Annotated in this window: 12 protein-coding genes; 3 read left to right on the top strand and 9 right to left on the bottom strand. The window is 61.2% G+C overall.

The features are described from left to right. Nucleotides 1-164 precede the first annotated feature (164 nt). Nucleotides 165-1,325, top strand: a complete 1,161-nt coding sequence (locus tag AMC88_RS30530; RefSeq protein ID WP_064823881.1) for a fumarylacetoacetate hydrolase family protein — start codon at nucleotides 165-167, stop codon at nucleotides 1,323-1,325. Here the strand turns inward: AMC88_RS30530 and scpA are convergent, their stop codons facing one another. Further along, entirely contained in the window at nucleotides 1,326-3,464 is a 2,139-nt protein-coding gene (gene scpA, locus AMC88_RS30535) for a methylmalonyl-CoA mutase (RefSeq protein ID WP_064823880.1), read from the bottom strand. Between the two features lie 96 nt (nucleotides 3,465-3,560). Between scpA and AMC88_RS30540 the strand changes: the two genes are divergently transcribed. Beyond that, nucleotides 3,561-4,919 (top strand): LLM class flavin-dependent oxidoreductase, encoded by a 1,359-nt coding sequence (locus AMC88_RS30540; protein WP_064830284.1) that lies wholly within the window; start codon nucleotides 3,561-3,563, stop codon nucleotides 4,917-4,919. A gap of 1 nt (nucleotide 4,920) precedes the next feature. On the opposite strand, the gene AMC88_RS30545 is transcribed toward AMC88_RS30540, so the two are convergent. From AMC88_RS30545 to AMC88_RS30560, 4 genes are all read right to left on the bottom strand, one after another. Further along, entirely contained in the window at nucleotides 4,921-5,574 is a 654-nt protein-coding gene (locus AMC88_RS30545; RefSeq protein WP_064823878.1) for a methionine ABC transporter permease, read from the bottom strand. Beyond that, a complete protein-coding gene (locus tag AMC88_RS30550) occupies nucleotides 5,555-6,643 on the bottom strand; it encodes a methionine ABC transporter ATP-binding protein (RefSeq protein WP_037146158.1) in 1,089 nt (362 codons plus the stop codon). Before AMC88_RS30550 ends, AMC88_RS30545 begins: the two co-directional genes overlap by 20 nt. Before the next feature lie 89 nt (nucleotides 6,644-6,732). Further along, nucleotides 6,733-7,572: a MetQ/NlpA family lipoprotein gene (locus AMC88_RS30555; protein WP_064826365.1), complete on the bottom strand. Its 840-nt coding sequence runs from the start codon at nucleotides 7,570-7,572 to the stop codon at nucleotides 6,733-6,735. Nucleotides 7,573-7,916: 344 nt separating this feature from the next. After that, nucleotides 7,917-9,119, bottom strand: a complete 1,203-nt coding sequence (locus tag AMC88_RS30560; protein ID WP_010008585.1) for an MFS transporter — start codon at nucleotides 9,117-9,119, stop codon at nucleotides 7,917-7,919. A gap of 353 nt (nucleotides 9,120-9,472) precedes the next feature. Between AMC88_RS30560 and AMC88_RS30565 the strand changes: the two genes are divergently transcribed. Continuing rightward, complete coding sequence (locus AMC88_RS30565; RefSeq protein WP_064826364.1) at nucleotides 9,473-9,931, top strand: helix-turn-helix domain-containing protein; 459 nt, start codon at nucleotides 9,473-9,475, stop codon at nucleotides 9,929-9,931. 75 nt (nucleotides 9,932-10,006) lie between these two features. On the opposite strand, the gene AMC88_RS30570 is transcribed toward AMC88_RS30565, so the two are convergent. Genes AMC88_RS30570 through AMC88_RS30585 form a run of 4 tightly spaced genes read right to left on the bottom strand, consistent with a single transcriptional unit; the run spans nucleotide 10,007 to nucleotide 15,296 of the window. After that, a complete protein-coding gene (locus AMC88_RS30570; protein ID WP_064826363.1) occupies nucleotides 10,007-11,599 on the bottom strand; it encodes a hypothetical protein in 1,593 nt (530 codons plus the stop codon). 6 nt (nucleotides 11,600-11,605) lie between these two features. Beyond that, on the bottom strand, nucleotides 11,606-13,294 hold the full coding sequence (locus AMC88_RS30575; RefSeq protein ID WP_237353195.1) for a hypothetical protein: 1,689 nt from the start codon (nucleotides 13,292-13,294) through the stop codon (nucleotides 11,606-11,608). Beyond that, nucleotides 13,228-13,977, bottom strand: a complete 750-nt coding sequence (locus AMC88_RS30580) for an SDR family oxidoreductase (RefSeq protein WP_016735501.1) — start codon at nucleotides 13,975-13,977, stop codon at nucleotides 13,228-13,230. Before AMC88_RS30580 ends, AMC88_RS30575 begins: the two co-directional genes overlap by 67 nt. Next, nucleotides 13,974-15,296: an FAD-binding oxidoreductase gene (locus AMC88_RS30585; RefSeq protein ID WP_064826361.1), complete on the bottom strand. Its 1,323-nt coding sequence runs from the start codon at nucleotides 15,294-15,296 to the stop codon at nucleotides 13,974-13,976. Before AMC88_RS30585 ends, AMC88_RS30580 begins: the two co-directional genes overlap by 4 nt.

Here is a 15,296-nt window from a genome sequence, read left to right on the forward strand (position 1 = left end):
GACAAGCCGCTTATTCGATCCGATTGGACGAAAGTCTTTTTCTCCAACATGTCTTGCCCCGTCAGCGTGAATGTGATCGATTTCAGCCGCCGCCGGCTTGGAGGATGGCGCCATCTCGGAAATTTCAAAGCGCCCGCCCCGCTTGCATGTGACGGAGGATCACCATGACTCATTCCCTTCTCGATGCCGCTGCTTCGGCTGGTCTTTTTGTCGGCCGCGTCTGGAGCCCCGAGGCCGCCGGCCCGAGCATCGTGACGCTTCGCGAGGGGATGCTGGTCGATATTACCTCGCGCGATGCGCCGACGCTGAGCGCCCTGCTCGAAAAACAGGATGCCGCCGGCTTCGTCCGCGCGGCAACGGGCACGGCGGTCGGGTCCTTGGAGGAGGTCGCCGACAATAGTACCGGGACGCCGGACACCGCGCGGCCCTATCTGCTGGCGCCCGCCGACCTGCAGGCGATCAAGGCCTGCGGCGTCACCTTCGCCCAATCAATGATCGAGCGTGTCATCGAGGAGAAGGCGGCCGGTAATCCCGATCGCGCCGCCTCGATCCGCGAACGCGTCAGCGCGCTGATCGGGGGCAGCCTCACCAATCTCAAGGCCGGTTCGCCCGAGGCCGCCAAGGTCAAGCAGGCGCTGATTGACGAGGGCATGTGGTCGCAATATCTCGAAGTCGGCATCGGCCCGGATGCCGAGGTCTTCACCAAGGCGCCGGTGCTCTCGTCGGTCGGCTGGGGTGCGGATGTCGGTCTGCATCCGATTTCGACCTGGAACAATCCCGAGCCGGAAATCGTGCTTGCAGTCAACAGCCGCGGTGAAATCAAGGGTGTGACGCTCGGCAACGACGTCAACCTGCGTGACGTCGAGGGCCGCTCGGCGCTGCTGCTCGGCAAGGCCAAGGACAACAACGCCTCCTGCGCGATCGGCCCCTTCATCCGCCTGTTCGATGCAAGTTACGGGCTGGATGACGTGCGCAAGGCCGAACTCGATCTCAAGGTCACCGGCCGCGATGGCTTCGTGCTCAACGGCAAGAGCTCGATGTCGCAGATCAGCCGCGATCCGACCGATCTCGTCAAACAGACACTTGGGCCCCATCACCAGTATCCCGATGGTTTCATGCTCTTTCTCGGCACATTGTTTGCCCCGACTCAGGATCGTGACGCTCCGAAGCAGGGTTTCACCCACAAGATCGGCGATGTCGTCGAGATTTCCTCGGCAGGTCTCGGCGCTCTCGTCAACACCGTGCGCCTCTCCACCGAATGCCCGCCCTGGACCTTCGGCATTGCGGCGCTGATGGGCAATCTGGCGAAGCGCGGGTTGCTGTAACTACTGATTCCGCCGCCTGCCCTGCAGCAGGTCGAGAACGGAATTGGCCGCCTCCAGAACGTTGGTTCCCGGGCCGAACACGGCGGCGACGCCGTGTTCGTGCAGGAACTCATAGTCCTGCCGCGGAATGACGCCGCCGCAGACGACGATGATATCGTCACCGCCCTGCGCTCTCAGCCTGTCGACCAGCTGCGGCAGCAGCGTCCTGTGGCCTGCCGCTAAGGACGAGACGCCGACGACATTGACCTTTTCGCCAAGCGCCATTTCGACGGCCTCGTCAGGCGTCTGAAACAGCGGACCGGCGAGCACATCGAAGCCGATATCGCCGAAAGCCGAGGCGATCACCTTGGCGCCGCGGTCATGCCCGTCCTGGCCGAGTTTGGCGACCATGATTTTCGGCCGGCGCCCCATCGTTTCCGTGACCTCCGTCATGCGCTCCTTGAGGACGGCAAGTTCCGGCTCGTTGTCATAGGCCTCGCCGTAAATGCCCGTGATGACCTCGGGCGTTGCGGCATGATCGCCGAAGGCAGCGCGCATGGCGTCGGATATTTCGCCGACGGTGGCCCGGGCTCGCGCCGCTTCGATCGCCGCTTCGAGCAGGTTGCCGCGGCCGCTGCGCGCGGTCTCGGCGAGGACGGCCAGCGATTCGCGCACGGCGTTGCCGTCGCGGCGGCGCTTGGTTTCCTCGATGCGTTTGATCTGGGCAATGCGCACCGCGCTGTTGTCGATCTCCAGAATGTCGATCGGCTGTTCGTTGTCGAGCCTGTAGCGATTGACGCCGACGATGACCTCTTCGCCCTTGTCGACGGCAGCCTGGCGGCGCGCGGCCGCTTCCTCGATCAACCGCTTCGGCAGGCCCTCGTTGACGGCCTTGGTCATGCCGCCGAGAGCTTCCACCTCCTCGATCAGCGCCCAGGCCTTGTCGGCAAGCTCCTGCGTCAGGCTCTCGACGTAATAGGAGCCAGCGAGCGGATCGACCACCTTGGTCACGCCGGTTTCGTGGCTCAGGATCAGCTGGGTATTGCGGGCGATGCGGGCGGAAAATTCCGTCGGCAGCGCGATCGCCTCGTCGAAGGAATTGGTGTGCAGCGACTGCGTGCCGCCAAGCACGGCCGACATCGCCTCGAAGGCGGTGCGAATGATGTTGTTGTAAGGGTCCTGCTCCTGCAGCGACACGCCGGAGGTCTGGCAATGGGTGCGCAGCATCAGCGAGGCCGGCTTTTTCGGCTGAAACTCTTCCATGATCCGCGTCCAGAGCAGCCGGGCGGCGCGCAGTTTTGCCGCCTCCATGAAGAAGTTCATGCCGATCGCAAAGAAGAAGGAGAGCCTTCCGGCAAAATCGTCGACGTTGAGGCCCTTGGCGATCGCCGCCCTGACATATTCGCGGCCGTCGGCCAGCGTGAAGGCGAGTTCCTGGACGAGCGTCGCGCCGGCCTCCTGCATGTGATAGCCGGAGATCGAGATCGAGTTGAATTTCGGCATCTCCCTTGCCGTGTATTCGATGATGTCGGCAACGATCCGCATCGAGGGCTCCGGCGGATAGATATAGGTGTTTCGGACCATGAACTCCTTGAGGATGTCGTTCTGGATGGTGCCAGACAGATCGGCCCTCGGCACGCCCTGCTCTTCGCCGGCGACGATGAATGAGGCGAGGATCGGGATGACGGCGCCGTTCATGGTCATCGACACCGACATGTCGCCGAGCGGAATGCCGTCGAACAGGATCTTCATGTCCTCGACGCTATCGATGGCGACACCCGCCTTGCCGACATCGCCTTCGACGCGAGGATGGTCGCTGTCATAACCGCGATGGGTGGCCAGATCGAAGGCAACCGACAGGCCCTTCTGGCCGGCGGCCAGATTGCGACGGTAGAAGGCGTTCGATTCCTCGGCCGTGGAAAAGCCGGCATATTGGCGGATCGTCCACGGCCGGCCGGCATACATCGTCGCGCGCGGACCGCGGGTAAAGGGCGCAAAACCCGGCAGCGAACCGAGGTGGGCGACGCCCTCGAGATCCTCGGCCGTATAGAGCGGCTTGACGGCAATGCCTTCCGGCGTCTGCCAGGTCAGCGTTTCGGCCGAGGCGCGCAGCTCCTTCTGCGCGAGCTCCGCCCAATCCGACAGCGTCTTCTTCGTCATGCATTTCCTCCGCCTTTTCCATCCGCACCCTACCATTTCACAGGATCGCCGTGCGATACAAATCCTTGATTTTTATTCCCGGCTCAGGACACTTCCATGAAGACAATGCAGATCTATGCCTTCGACATGAATTGCGTCGGGCACATCAACCACGGTCTGTGGACGCATCCGCGCGACCAATCGGTGCGCTATACCGATCTCGACTACTGGACGGAATTCGCCAGGACCGCGGAGCGCGGTAAGCTGGATGGAATCTTCTTAGCCGATATCGTCGGCGTCTATGACGTCTATAAGGATAGCCCCGCGCCGGTGATCGAGACGGCTGCGCAAATCCCCGTCAACGACCCGTTGATCCCGATTTCGGCGATGGCGCATGTGACGAAACATCTGGGTTTCGGTGTCACCGTCAACACCACCTACGAGCCGCCCTTTTTGCTGGCACGGCGCATGTCGACGCTCGACCACCTGACCAAGGGGCGGATCGGCTGGAATATCGTCACCGGTTATCTCGACAGCGCCGCCCGCAGCATGGGTTTCGACAAGCTGCCGGAGCATAATGCGCGTTACGACGCAGCCGAGGAATATCTTGAGATCCTCTACAAGCTCTGGGAGGGCAGCTGGGACGACGATGCAGTTCGCCGGGACCGGACGGGCGGAATTTATGCCGATCCGTCGAAGGTGCGCGCCGTCCGTCATGACGGCAGATATTACCGGATGGAGGGCATCCATCTTGCCGAGCCTTCACTGCAGCGCACGCCCCTGCTCTTCCAGGCCGGTGCTTCGGCCCGCGGGCAGGATTTTGCCGCCCGCCACGCCGAATGTGTCTTCGTCGCCAGCCCGAACCCCGGGGCGGCCCGGCCGACCGTCGATGCGCTGCGGGCGAAGGCGCAGGCATTCGGCCGCGGCGGAGCCGCATTGAAGATCCTGAACCTGATTACTGTTGTCGTCGGGCGGACGGAGCGGCAAGCACAAGACAGGCTGGAGGATTACCGCCGCCATGCGAGCATCGAGGCCTCGCTTGCGCATTACTCCGCCTCCATCGGCATCGATCTGGCGAAATACCGGTTGGATGATGTCATCGAGCAGAACTCGACCAACGCCAATCAATCGGCGCTTGCCGCCATCACCAAACAGGCGGCAAAGCCTGTGACGAAGCGACAGATTATCGACCAAATGGTGCTCGGCAGCCGGATGAAGCCGATGGTGGGATCGCCGGAGCAGATCGCCGACGGTCTGCAGGAATGGATCGAGCACGGCGATATCGACGGCTTCAATTTGGCGCGCACGGTGGCGCCGGAAAGTCTGATCGATTTTATCGATCTCGTCGTGCCGGTGCTGCAGGAGCGCGGTTGCTTCAAGCCGGATTACAGCGAAGGGCCGCTGCGCCAGAAGCTGTTCGGCGGCGGGAACGGCCGGTTGCCCGACGCGCATCCCGCCGCCAGTTTCCGGCGCTGATCTATCTGCGATCCAGCCTGGCGACCAGCCGGTCGCCGAGCCACTGGATGCCGCAGACGAGGACGATGAGGACGGCGACGACCGCGATCATCACGTTGGTCTCGAAGCGCTGATAGCCGTAGCGAATGGCGAGATCGCCGAGGCCGCCGGCGCCGATCGCGCCCGCCATCGCCGAAGCACCGATCAGGGTCACCAACGTGACGGTGAAGCCGGCGACGATGCCGGGCAACGCTTCGGGCACCAGCACTTCACGCACGATGGTCCAGCGATTGCCGCCCATGGCGCGCACGGCATCGATCAGCCCGCGGTCGACCTCGCGCAACGACACTTCTGCGATACGGGCGTAATAAGGCGTCGCAGCGATGGCGAGCGGCACGATGGCTGCCCATGTGCCAAGCGCCGTGCCGACGATCAGCCGCGTAAGCGGGATCAGCGCCACCAGCAGAATGATGAAGGGCACCGACCGAAAACCGTTGATGACGGCGCCGAGCGTGCGGTTGATCCAGAGATTTTCGGCGATGCCGCCGCGTGCGGTGACAACAAGCGCGAGGCCGAGAGGCAGGCCGGCGACCAGCGAGATCACGCCCGAGGCGACGGTCATCAGCACCGTCTCCCACAGCGAGCGAAGAAGCAGTTCAACCATGATCGGTGTCATAACCAAGCACCTCCACCCGGGCGGACCGGGCCGTCAGAAATTGTACGACCTTTTCCGCAAGCGCGGGGTCGCGTGCGGGAACGGCGATGAAGAACCGTGCCACCGGTTGGTTCTGGATGTGGTCGATGCCGCCGTGGACGAGGCGGAAAGAATGCGGCAGCGCCGCCGAGAGTTCGGCAAACAGGGCACCTTGCGCTTCAGGCCCGGCGAGATCGACGCTGAGGATCGCCTCGTTGCCCGCCGTCGCCGACAGCCGGCCGGCGATATGATCGGGAAGCTGCGGGCGGATGCCGCCGAGCAGGCTCCTTGTGATCGTTTGCTGCGGATCGGCAAAGACCGACCAGACCTGTCCCTCTTCGACGATCCGTCCGGCATCGATGACCGCGACGCGATCGGCAATACCGCGCACCACTTCCATCTCATGCGTGATCAGCAGAATGGTCAGGCCGAGCTTGCTGTTGATATCTTTGAGCAGGGACAGGATCGACCGGGTCGTCTCGGGATCGAGCGCCGACGTTGCCTCGTCTGACAGCAGCAGCGCCGGACGCGCCGCAAGCGCCCGGGCGATGCCGACGCGCTGTTTCTGGCCGCCGGAGAGCGATGCGGGATAGGCTTTCGCCTTGTCGGCAAGCCCGACAAGCTCGAGCAGCTCGTGCGCCCGCTTCAGGCGCTCGGCCTTGGCTACGCCCTCGATCTTCAGCGGCAGCGCGACATTTTCCTCGACGGTCTTGGCGGAAAGCAGGTTGAAGTGCTGGAAGATCATGCCGATGCGGCGGCGCAGCGGCTGCAAGTCCTGTTCGGCAAGCGCCGTTATATCGCGGCCTTCGATCAGGATCTCGCCGCTGTCGACGCGCTCCAGCCCGTTCAGGCAGCGGATCAGCGTCGATTTGCCGGCGCCGCTGCGGCCGATGATGCCGAGGATCTCGCCCCGCTTCACGCTCAGCGAAATGCCGTCGAGAGCGGGTGTGGTTCCGAACCGCCGCTTCACATCGGTCAGCTTCACCACCTCTTCGGTAGCCGCCGCTTGCGGCTGTGCCGCGATCGCCGTGGTGGAAACAAAGGAATTCATGTGCTTTTCCTTACAAATACCGAAGGCGGCCCGGGCAAGCAACGCCCGGACCGCCTCTTAGCAGGCCTTAACCCCGGCCCTATTGCGGATCAATAGGCGCTGAGACCCGTCCCCTTGTAGACCTTGTCGAACTCGGCCTTGACGGTGTCGTTCTGATAGGAAGAGACAAGCGTCTTGACCCAATCCGCATCCTTGGTGTCGTCCTTGACGGCGATGAAGTTGCGATACGGATTATCGGCGGTCGGCTCCTGGGCAATGCGTTCGGCCGGAGAAAGACCGCTCTTCAGTGCCCAGTCGGTGTTGACGACACCGGCATCCAGATCGTCGATCGAACGGCCGACGATGCCTGCGTCGAGCTCCTTGATTTCGATCTTCTTCGGATTGTCGGTGACGTCGGCGACCGTCGCGAGAATGCCGGTGCCGTCCTTCAATTTGATCAGGCCTTCGTTCTGGAGAACGCGCAGCGCCCGGCCTTCGTTGGAGGGATCGTTCGGCACGCCTATGACGGCGCCTTCCGGAATCTCCGCGACGGATTTGTACTTCTTGGTGTAAAGGCCGATCGGCCAGACACCGGTATAGCCGACCCGAGTGATGTGGTAGCCGTGCTGCTTGATCTGGTTGTCGAGATAGGGCTGGTGCTGGAAGGCGTTGGCGTCGATTTCACCGCGCTCCAGCGCTTCGTTCGGCTGCGTATAGTCGTTGAAGACGACGGTCTCGATCTTGAGACCTTTCTTGGCCGCCTCACTTGTGACCACACGCCAGATGTCCTCCTCTTCGCCGGCCATGATCCCGACCTTGATCGACTTGTCCTCGGCGAATGAGGGAGCGGGTGCTGCAAAGGTAAAAAGCGCGGCAGCGGAAACGGCGACGGCGGCAAGAGCCACCCGGCGCGAAAGCTGTAGTCGGTGAAGTTTTTTGTTCTTGGTCATTATTATATCCCGTCTGACTGAATGAGGCCGAACGCCCCGAGCAGGCTGAGCATGGCAAATGCGCGTATCGGGGGCGAAGCACGAAAGTCTGATGTGAAGGAAGGGCCTGAAAAACTCTTGCCCTGCTATGAATATCGGCAGGATAAATTTCTATCAAATTTATGGATTAATTGCGGCCCGTAAGAATGTTCTAAAGAATGAAAGCGGCGCTTGCGGGTCTGCCGAGATCGTGATGGCGCAGCAGTTGACTAGTCGCAGGTGCCCGACATCAGGTAAAGCCGTGCCAATCCTCCCCATCCAAGGTGCGGAGGAAATCTTCGCATCGATCGCTGGGCCGTATGGCCTCAGACCGATTTCTGCTTCGGGATGCGCGGCAGGAAGACCGTCAGAAGGCCGAGCAGCGGCAGGTAGGAGCAGATGCGATAGACGAAGTCGATGCCGTTTGTATCGGCAAACTCACCGAGCAGCGCCGCACCAAGCCCCCCTGCCCCGAACGCGAAGCCGAAGAAGACGCCGGCAATCAGGCCGACGCGGCCCGGTACCAGCTCCTGGGCAAAGACGACGATTGCCGAAAAAGCCGAAGCAAAGATCAGGCCGATGACGACGCTGAGCACGCCCGTCCAGAGAAGATTTGCATAGGGAAGCAACAATGCGAAGGGAATGACGCCGAGGATCGAAAACCAGATGACGAAACGGGCACCGAAGCGATCGCCGATCGGTCCACCGAGGAAAGTGCCGACGGCGACCGAGCCGAGGAACAGGAAAAGCATCAGCTGCGCCTGTTGCACGCTGAGTTCGAACTTGTCGATGACATAGAAGGTGAAGTAGCTGGATACGCTCGCCATGTAGACGTTCTTCGTTGCCGTCAGCAGCACGAGGATCAGCAGCGCCCAGACGACCCTGTTTTGCGGCAGCGGCAGGGTTCGACTGACGGCAGCCCTGCTGGCGTTCTGGCGCCTATGGCCCATGTACCAGTTGCCCACCCAGCTCAACACGATCATGCCGACCATGGCGATGGCGGCAAACCAGGAGACGCTGTGCTGCCCGAGCGGCAGCACGATGAAGGCGGCAAGCAGCGGACCGATCGCCTGACCGGCATTGCCGCCGACCTGAAAAAAGGACTGCGCAAAACCGTGGCGACCACCGGAGGCAAGACGGGCAACACGCGAGGATTCCGGATGGAAGACCGCCGAACCGAAGCCGATCAGGCTTGCCGCCAGCAGCAGCAGTGCGAAACTGCCGGCGTTGCCGAGCAGAATAAGACCGCAAAAGGTGCTCCCCATGCCGACCGGCAGAGAATAGGGCATCGGCCAGCGGTCGGTGACGATCCCGACCACCGGCTGCAGCAAGGAAGCGGTGACTTGAAACGTCATGGTAAGAAGGCCGATCTGCACGAAGTCCAAGTCGTAATTCGCCTTGAACAGCGGGTAGAGCGAGGCAAGCAGCGACTGCATGATGTCGTTCAGCATATGACAGAAGCTGACCGCCATCAGAATAGACATCGTCGTTTTTTCGAAACGGGGCGCGCCTTCGGCAACGGTTGCCATCAATATCTCTCCTGAACGGGCACAATCGGTGCCGTGCTGCATTCGTTTTCGATGGATTTGCGGCAATCGCGGCTGGCGAGACAGCGGAGCGACGGTCGCTGAAAAGCATCTAACCCGCGCCTGGCCTCAATCGCCAGCCCGGTTTCTCCGGAATTGGTACGGCTTTTGTTCGATTTTCCCGTCGCGGGCGGGTTCTTGCGCAGGCGCGCCTCTTTCCGATGGGGGTTTTCATATCACAGTCAGCCGGGATCATCGTATATGCGGTAGGCTATACGAAAAGAAACCGTGGAAAACGGTTCAGAGGGGCACTACAGCTGCGCCGATTGAAATGCGATCGAGGCTGAAAATACCCAATGAACGTCAAGACACCAAATGCCATAGACAGCTATGTCGGAGCGCGCATCAGGACGCGCCGGCAGTTGCTCGGAATGAGCCAGGAGCGGCTTGCCGAGCAGATCGGCGTGACCTTTCAGCAAGTTCAAAAATACGAGAAGGGCATCAACCGCATCGGCGCAAGTCGTTTGCAGCGGATCGCCGAAGTGCTTCACACCTCACCGAGCTTCTTTTTCGAGCAGGGCGACTCCGAGCCGGTGGCAGCGCCAGGGCTAGGTGGACGGGACCGCACCGATCCGGTCGCTGAATTCCTGCAGACCAAAGAGGGACTGGTCCTCAATCGGGCCTTTCTGAAGATCGCCGATCCCCATATCCGTGCATCGATCATCGCACTGGTGACGGCGATGGGGCAGGCGGAAAGCCGTGGTCTGACAATCTCAGCCTCCACTACGGACATCTCCCGTCCGTTTGGGGAGTAACCGGACAGACCGGCAATTTGTGTCGGCGATCGCATCAGATCGAGCGGTTGGAACAGAATTGCTGAGATTGCAGGTTTAACCCCTCGCCGGCGAGGCGTTCTTGCGGTAGATGCGCCAATCGGCCGTCTCCCGTACGAGGTGATAGTGGCGGGCTCTATAATGCGCATAGACGTCCCGCATGCCGTTTCCTGTCCAGATTTCAATGGGCCACTTCGGGTCGAGGATCAGGTCGACATCGGCGAACATCTCTTCCGCGGCTGGATGATATTCAGGCCCGAGAGTGCGTCCCCAGTGGTACCAGACGCTGTCTCCGACCGGCGGCGGGAGACGGAGGCCTGCGGAAAACGGATTAACGAAATCGAGAACGGCGACACGCTCGGACCCGCCATCCAATTGCGAAAGGGCTGCGGCGCCATCGGCAAGCGTGCGGTTGTATCTTCGGAAATAATCGAGTTGACCGGGACTCCACATCTCTACAACCCGGATCCGGGAAAAGGCAGGCAGCGGAATAGCTTCGCCTCGCCCTCCGGCCGAATAAGCGGCATGAAGGACAAGCGACGCAGCATTGCCGGCCGCAGCCGGCAGAAGCAGAAGTGCTACGAGCAGCGGCAGCGCGATCCGCGTTCTTGCATACCGGGAGCCATGCTCGGCGCGAAAGAAACATTCCGAGAGCACGGCAGCGCCCGCGCCGAGCGTCAGAATCCCAAAAAACTGGAAGTTCTGCTCGATCAGGAGGATTCCGGTTGTCATACAGAAGCCGGCAAAGAGCAGATGCCGATAGGTTGGCGTTAGGATGAGAAGGATGACGGCGACAGCCAGGTAAGCAAGAAGGTCGACGAAATTGCTCCGTACCACGTGACCGATTGCTGTCATCGTTGGGAAACCGCCGCTGTTCTTCCCGGCAAGACGGATGTCGAGAAGGTAGTTGACCCCTCCGCCCCAGACTGCCTCAATCGCCAGGACGCTCACAATGATCATCCCAAACGCGAGCGTGACCCAACCGATCTGGCGACGGTCAAAAAGCATGAATACCAGAAAAGCAAGGCCCACCCCACCGTATGTGATCTTGGTGTAAAGCATCAGCAGCACGAGGAAACTGGCACATGCTGCGTCCGTCCCTTTGCCGCTGGTGGCGCCAGGCAAGCGGCATAGGTACATGACCAACAGCAAGCCGAGTGACGCCCAGCCGATCCGGTTGTAGAACATGGCAAAGGTGAGTTCCCCGATCCGTTCGCCCGGGTTTGCAGGAGCCGCGAGCACCAGAAGCAGACAGGTTGCCAGCGGCAGCCCGAGCGCCCAATGCATTCGGCTGCCGACGATTTCGGCGGCGACGAACGAAAACAGGACGGTCAGTAGGGACATTCCCACTGGCATTGCCGCGCCCATGCTGCCGGATAGAGCGTAGCCGACAGCCGGGATATAGAATGTCAGCGGCCCAAGAGGTGTGTGGAAATCGACACTCGGCACCTGTCCAGCCGCGATCCGATGTGCGCCATCAAGGAAAATCAGGAGGTCGTTGACGTATTTGGTTGTGACCGTTGCGCCAGGCAGAGCGAGGAGGCCGGCAAGAAGCAATCCGATGCCGGGGACAATGGCACGCCACCGGTCTAACTGAACGGCCGGTAACGATCTATCTTTCTGCGATATCGACGTGGATGCTCGCGTCACCTTGCCTCACTTTGGGCCTTTGCCTGGGCGCCATTCGTAAATTGTCCATTCGGATGTCTTGCGCACCACATCAAAATTCGCCGAAAGGAACGGGCCATACAGCTCCTGCAGCGGCAGGCTGTTGATCCCTGTTTTGGGCACCATGACGATCTTGACGTCGGCAAAGAGCACGTCCGGCGGGATATAGGACTTTTCATTGATGTTGCGGTTCCAGTGAAGCCAGGCGGTGTCACCGGCGGGCGGGCGAATGCCCAGTCCGGCCGAAAAGGGGTTTGCAAAATCGAGGACGAAAACCCGTTCGGCGGGAATCGGTAGAGACTGGAGAAGCGCACCGCCGCTGACGATGTCGTCGAGGTAGCGTCTTATGAAATCAGGCTCCCCACCAGGTGGATCGACTTCCCGTAGATCATCAAATCGCGGCAGACCGAGAGACTGTCCCGCCTTCTCGGCCGCGAGGGCTGTATGCAGGGCGACGGCCGCGCTGTGGTGCACGATCGGCGGCAACAGGAACAAGATGACGACCAACGGCAGAGCGCCGGCAGCACGAGCCACGCGTCCTGCTGGTGTGCCAAGATTGCCAGGTTGAAGCCGGGCTGTTTTCTGCGCCAGCACGGTTGCCCCGCAATAAAGCGTGATGATGCCCCAGCTGTGGGCATTCTGATTGATGAGCGCCACGCCGGCGCCTGCGCAAAACCCGCAGAAGAGTAGATCCCGCAGGCTGCGGCTTCGCCAGACGGCAAGCCAGGCGACGGCCGCGAATACGGTCAGATCGGACAGGTTTTCGCGCAGATTCTTCAGAATACTGCCGACATCATGACCGCCGCTGACGCGGGCCGCGGCCCGAAGGTCCTCGATGTGCTGGGCGGTTCCGCGCCAGAAGTATTCGATGACGACCATCGCCAGCCCGGTCAGCAGCAGGGTTGCCACGCCCCAGCGGCGTTGTTGCCGATCCGATAGGATGATCAGGATCAGGCCGGTCCCGGCAAGTCCGTAGGTCATCTTGGTGTAGAACGAGACAAGCAGAAGAAAGGCGGCGGCCAGTGCATCGGCAATATCGTTGTGCCTGCTTTGCGACTGCGGCGCCAGATACATAACCAGCAACAGGCCGAGAGCGACCCAACCGATGCGGTTATAGAACATCGCAAAGGAAGGGTACCAGATGGAACTGCCGAGGTTGATCGGAGCTGCGAGAATGAGGATAAGAAATATGCCGAGCGTGGCTGCCAATGGAGGGCCGAGGCGCGACACAAGGACACGGATCATCGCGGGAATGAAGGCGACAAGGACGATCGCCATCCCCAGTGGTATGGCAGCTCCGAAATTTCCTGACAGAAAGTATCCCGCAGCCGGAATGTAAAACACGAGCGGCCCGAGCGCCGTGTGAAAATCGCGATTCGGCACCTGACCTAAGGCAATGCGATGTGCACCGTCGATGAAGATCAACACGTCATTGATGAAGGCGGCATTGATGGTTCTCGCCGGCAATGCGAGCATGGCTGCGCAGACCAAGCTGACGATGATGATTGCGATCTCCGCCGACAGCAGTCGCCGTAACCGGGCTGCAGGTCTCCTATGGGCACCAGTTTGCGCTCCGACGGCTGTGTAGGCGGCCGGATTTGTGGGTTCAGTCACAGCCGCAACCTCTTGAAGATGGACTCGGGAATTGACCGGATTACCGTCATGAGGGGTCGCCATATACCTCTGACGTAGACGACGTCACTGCGGCTCCCGTCCTCGGCCGCAGCAAAGATCTTTTGCGCCACTTCCTGCGGTTCGGCGGTGAGAAGCGGAGGGAGCTTCATTCCATCCGTCATGCGCGTTCGAACAAAGCCAGGTTTCACGGTCACCACGCGCACCCCGGACCGGGACAGCCTGTTCCTCAGGCCGGACAAGAAAGCGGTCAGGCCGGCTTTGGCGGCGCCATAGACATAGTTCGACGCTCGTCCACGATCGCCGGCGACAGAGCTTATTCCCACGATCGTGCCGGATCCGCGCGCCGCAAAACGCTCAGCCAGAAGGCCAAGAAGCAAGGCCGGTCCCTCGAAGTTCGTCCGCATGACCATGGTGGCGTGTTCGAGCTCTTTTTCAGCTCGGGACTGCTCACCGAGTTCGCCAACGACGCAGACCACCGTGTCAGGCAAGGGTGACACGTCGCCGAGGAATGCCGGGAAGCGAGCTGTTTGAAGAATATCGAGCTCATGAACCGTGACAGTTGCGCCCGTCCGCGCAGCGATGTCATCGGCTTCACGCTGAACGGCCGCATGCGTCCGGCCGGTCAGGTGGATGTCCCAGCCTGCCTCCGCATAGGTAATTGCCGTCGCCCGGCCGATATCCGAGGTCGCGCCGATCATAAGCAGTGTCTTGCCGATCCCCTTCATATGCCAAGCCTTTTTGCCAAGCGGGAACTGAAGCGACCATCGGCTCCGGTTGCTCTTCGCAACTCTTTGAACGCATCCAGCTTGGGGTAACCGGATTCGAATGTAAGGCGGGACTGGCGCGCGTCCTTGGCCAAATAGAGGCGGCCCCCCGCCTTGACAACCAGCTCGTCGATTTCGTCGAGCAGCCGCAAGACGTCCTGCGTGGCTGGCAGGTCGAGCGCGAGCGTATAGCCCGGCGCAGCAAACGAGAGCAGACCTGCACCGCCGCGCAGCCTTTTGAGCACGGCCAGAAATGAACCTTTGCCCGAGTGCGCAAAGCGGTCGAGGATACCGGTGAGGACCTGCAGCGCGTCAACATCCGGCACCACGCATTGATGCTGGATGAAACCTCGTTTGCCGTACAATCTATTCCATCGGAGGATGCGGTCGAGAGGGAAAAAGTAATTGTCCCAATGGACCAACAAGGGTTTGGCCGACCGGCGGATGCCGGATCGGAAATACAGCTCATTGAAGGCGGACACGCTCGCCTTGTTCAACAGCCAACCCGGCATGTCGAGCGGCAGGGAAAAGGCGGCGTTGTTTGGCGAAGGAAAGCGATCGGTCTTCGGTGTCTCGCCGACCTGATCCGGCGTCGCGTGCTCACCCGTAAAAATCAAAGACCGTCCGAGAGAGGCGCCTTTCGAGAGGCAATCGATCCAGCCCACCGAATAGGTCGCGTCCTCCGATTGTCGTAGCGCCCTTAATGCTTCGCTGAGGTTCTCGGCTACGGTCGTCCTCTGCATGATCCAGCCGGTCTCGATCGGTCTCAAACGAAAGGTTGCCTCGGCGATAATCCCTGTCAGGCCCATCCCGCCGACGGTCGCCGAGAAAAGCTCCGCGTTCTGCGAGCGGCTACAGTTGAGGACCTCGCCGCTGGCGGTCACCAGCTTCAGTTCGCTGACGTGGTCGCCGAATCCGCCGTCGCAATGATGATTCTTTCCGTGAACGTCGGATGCAATCATTCCGCCCACCGTGACGAATTTCGTGCCCGGAACCACCGGCGGAAAATAGCCCCGCGGTACCACCGCGCGCAGGACGTCGGAAAGCATGACGCCGCCCTCTACGGTGAGGACTCGATCGGCGACATCGAACCTTTTCATCCGGTTCAATCCACCGCACATCAAGGTGGAATTCTCGCCGATCGCAGCATCGCCATAGGAGCGGCCGTTGCCGCGAGCGATCAATCCTGGGAGTGATGCCGCAATCCCGCTCAGCGCCTGCGGAACCCGGCAGTTCAACACCTCGCTCTCATGACGTGGATAACGTCCCCAGCCCTCCAT

The sequence above is a fragment of the Rhizobium phaseoli genome (assembly GCF_001664385.1).
Taxonomy (GTDB): domain Bacteria; phylum Pseudomonadota; class Alphaproteobacteria; order Rhizobiales; family Rhizobiaceae; genus Rhizobium; species Rhizobium phaseoli.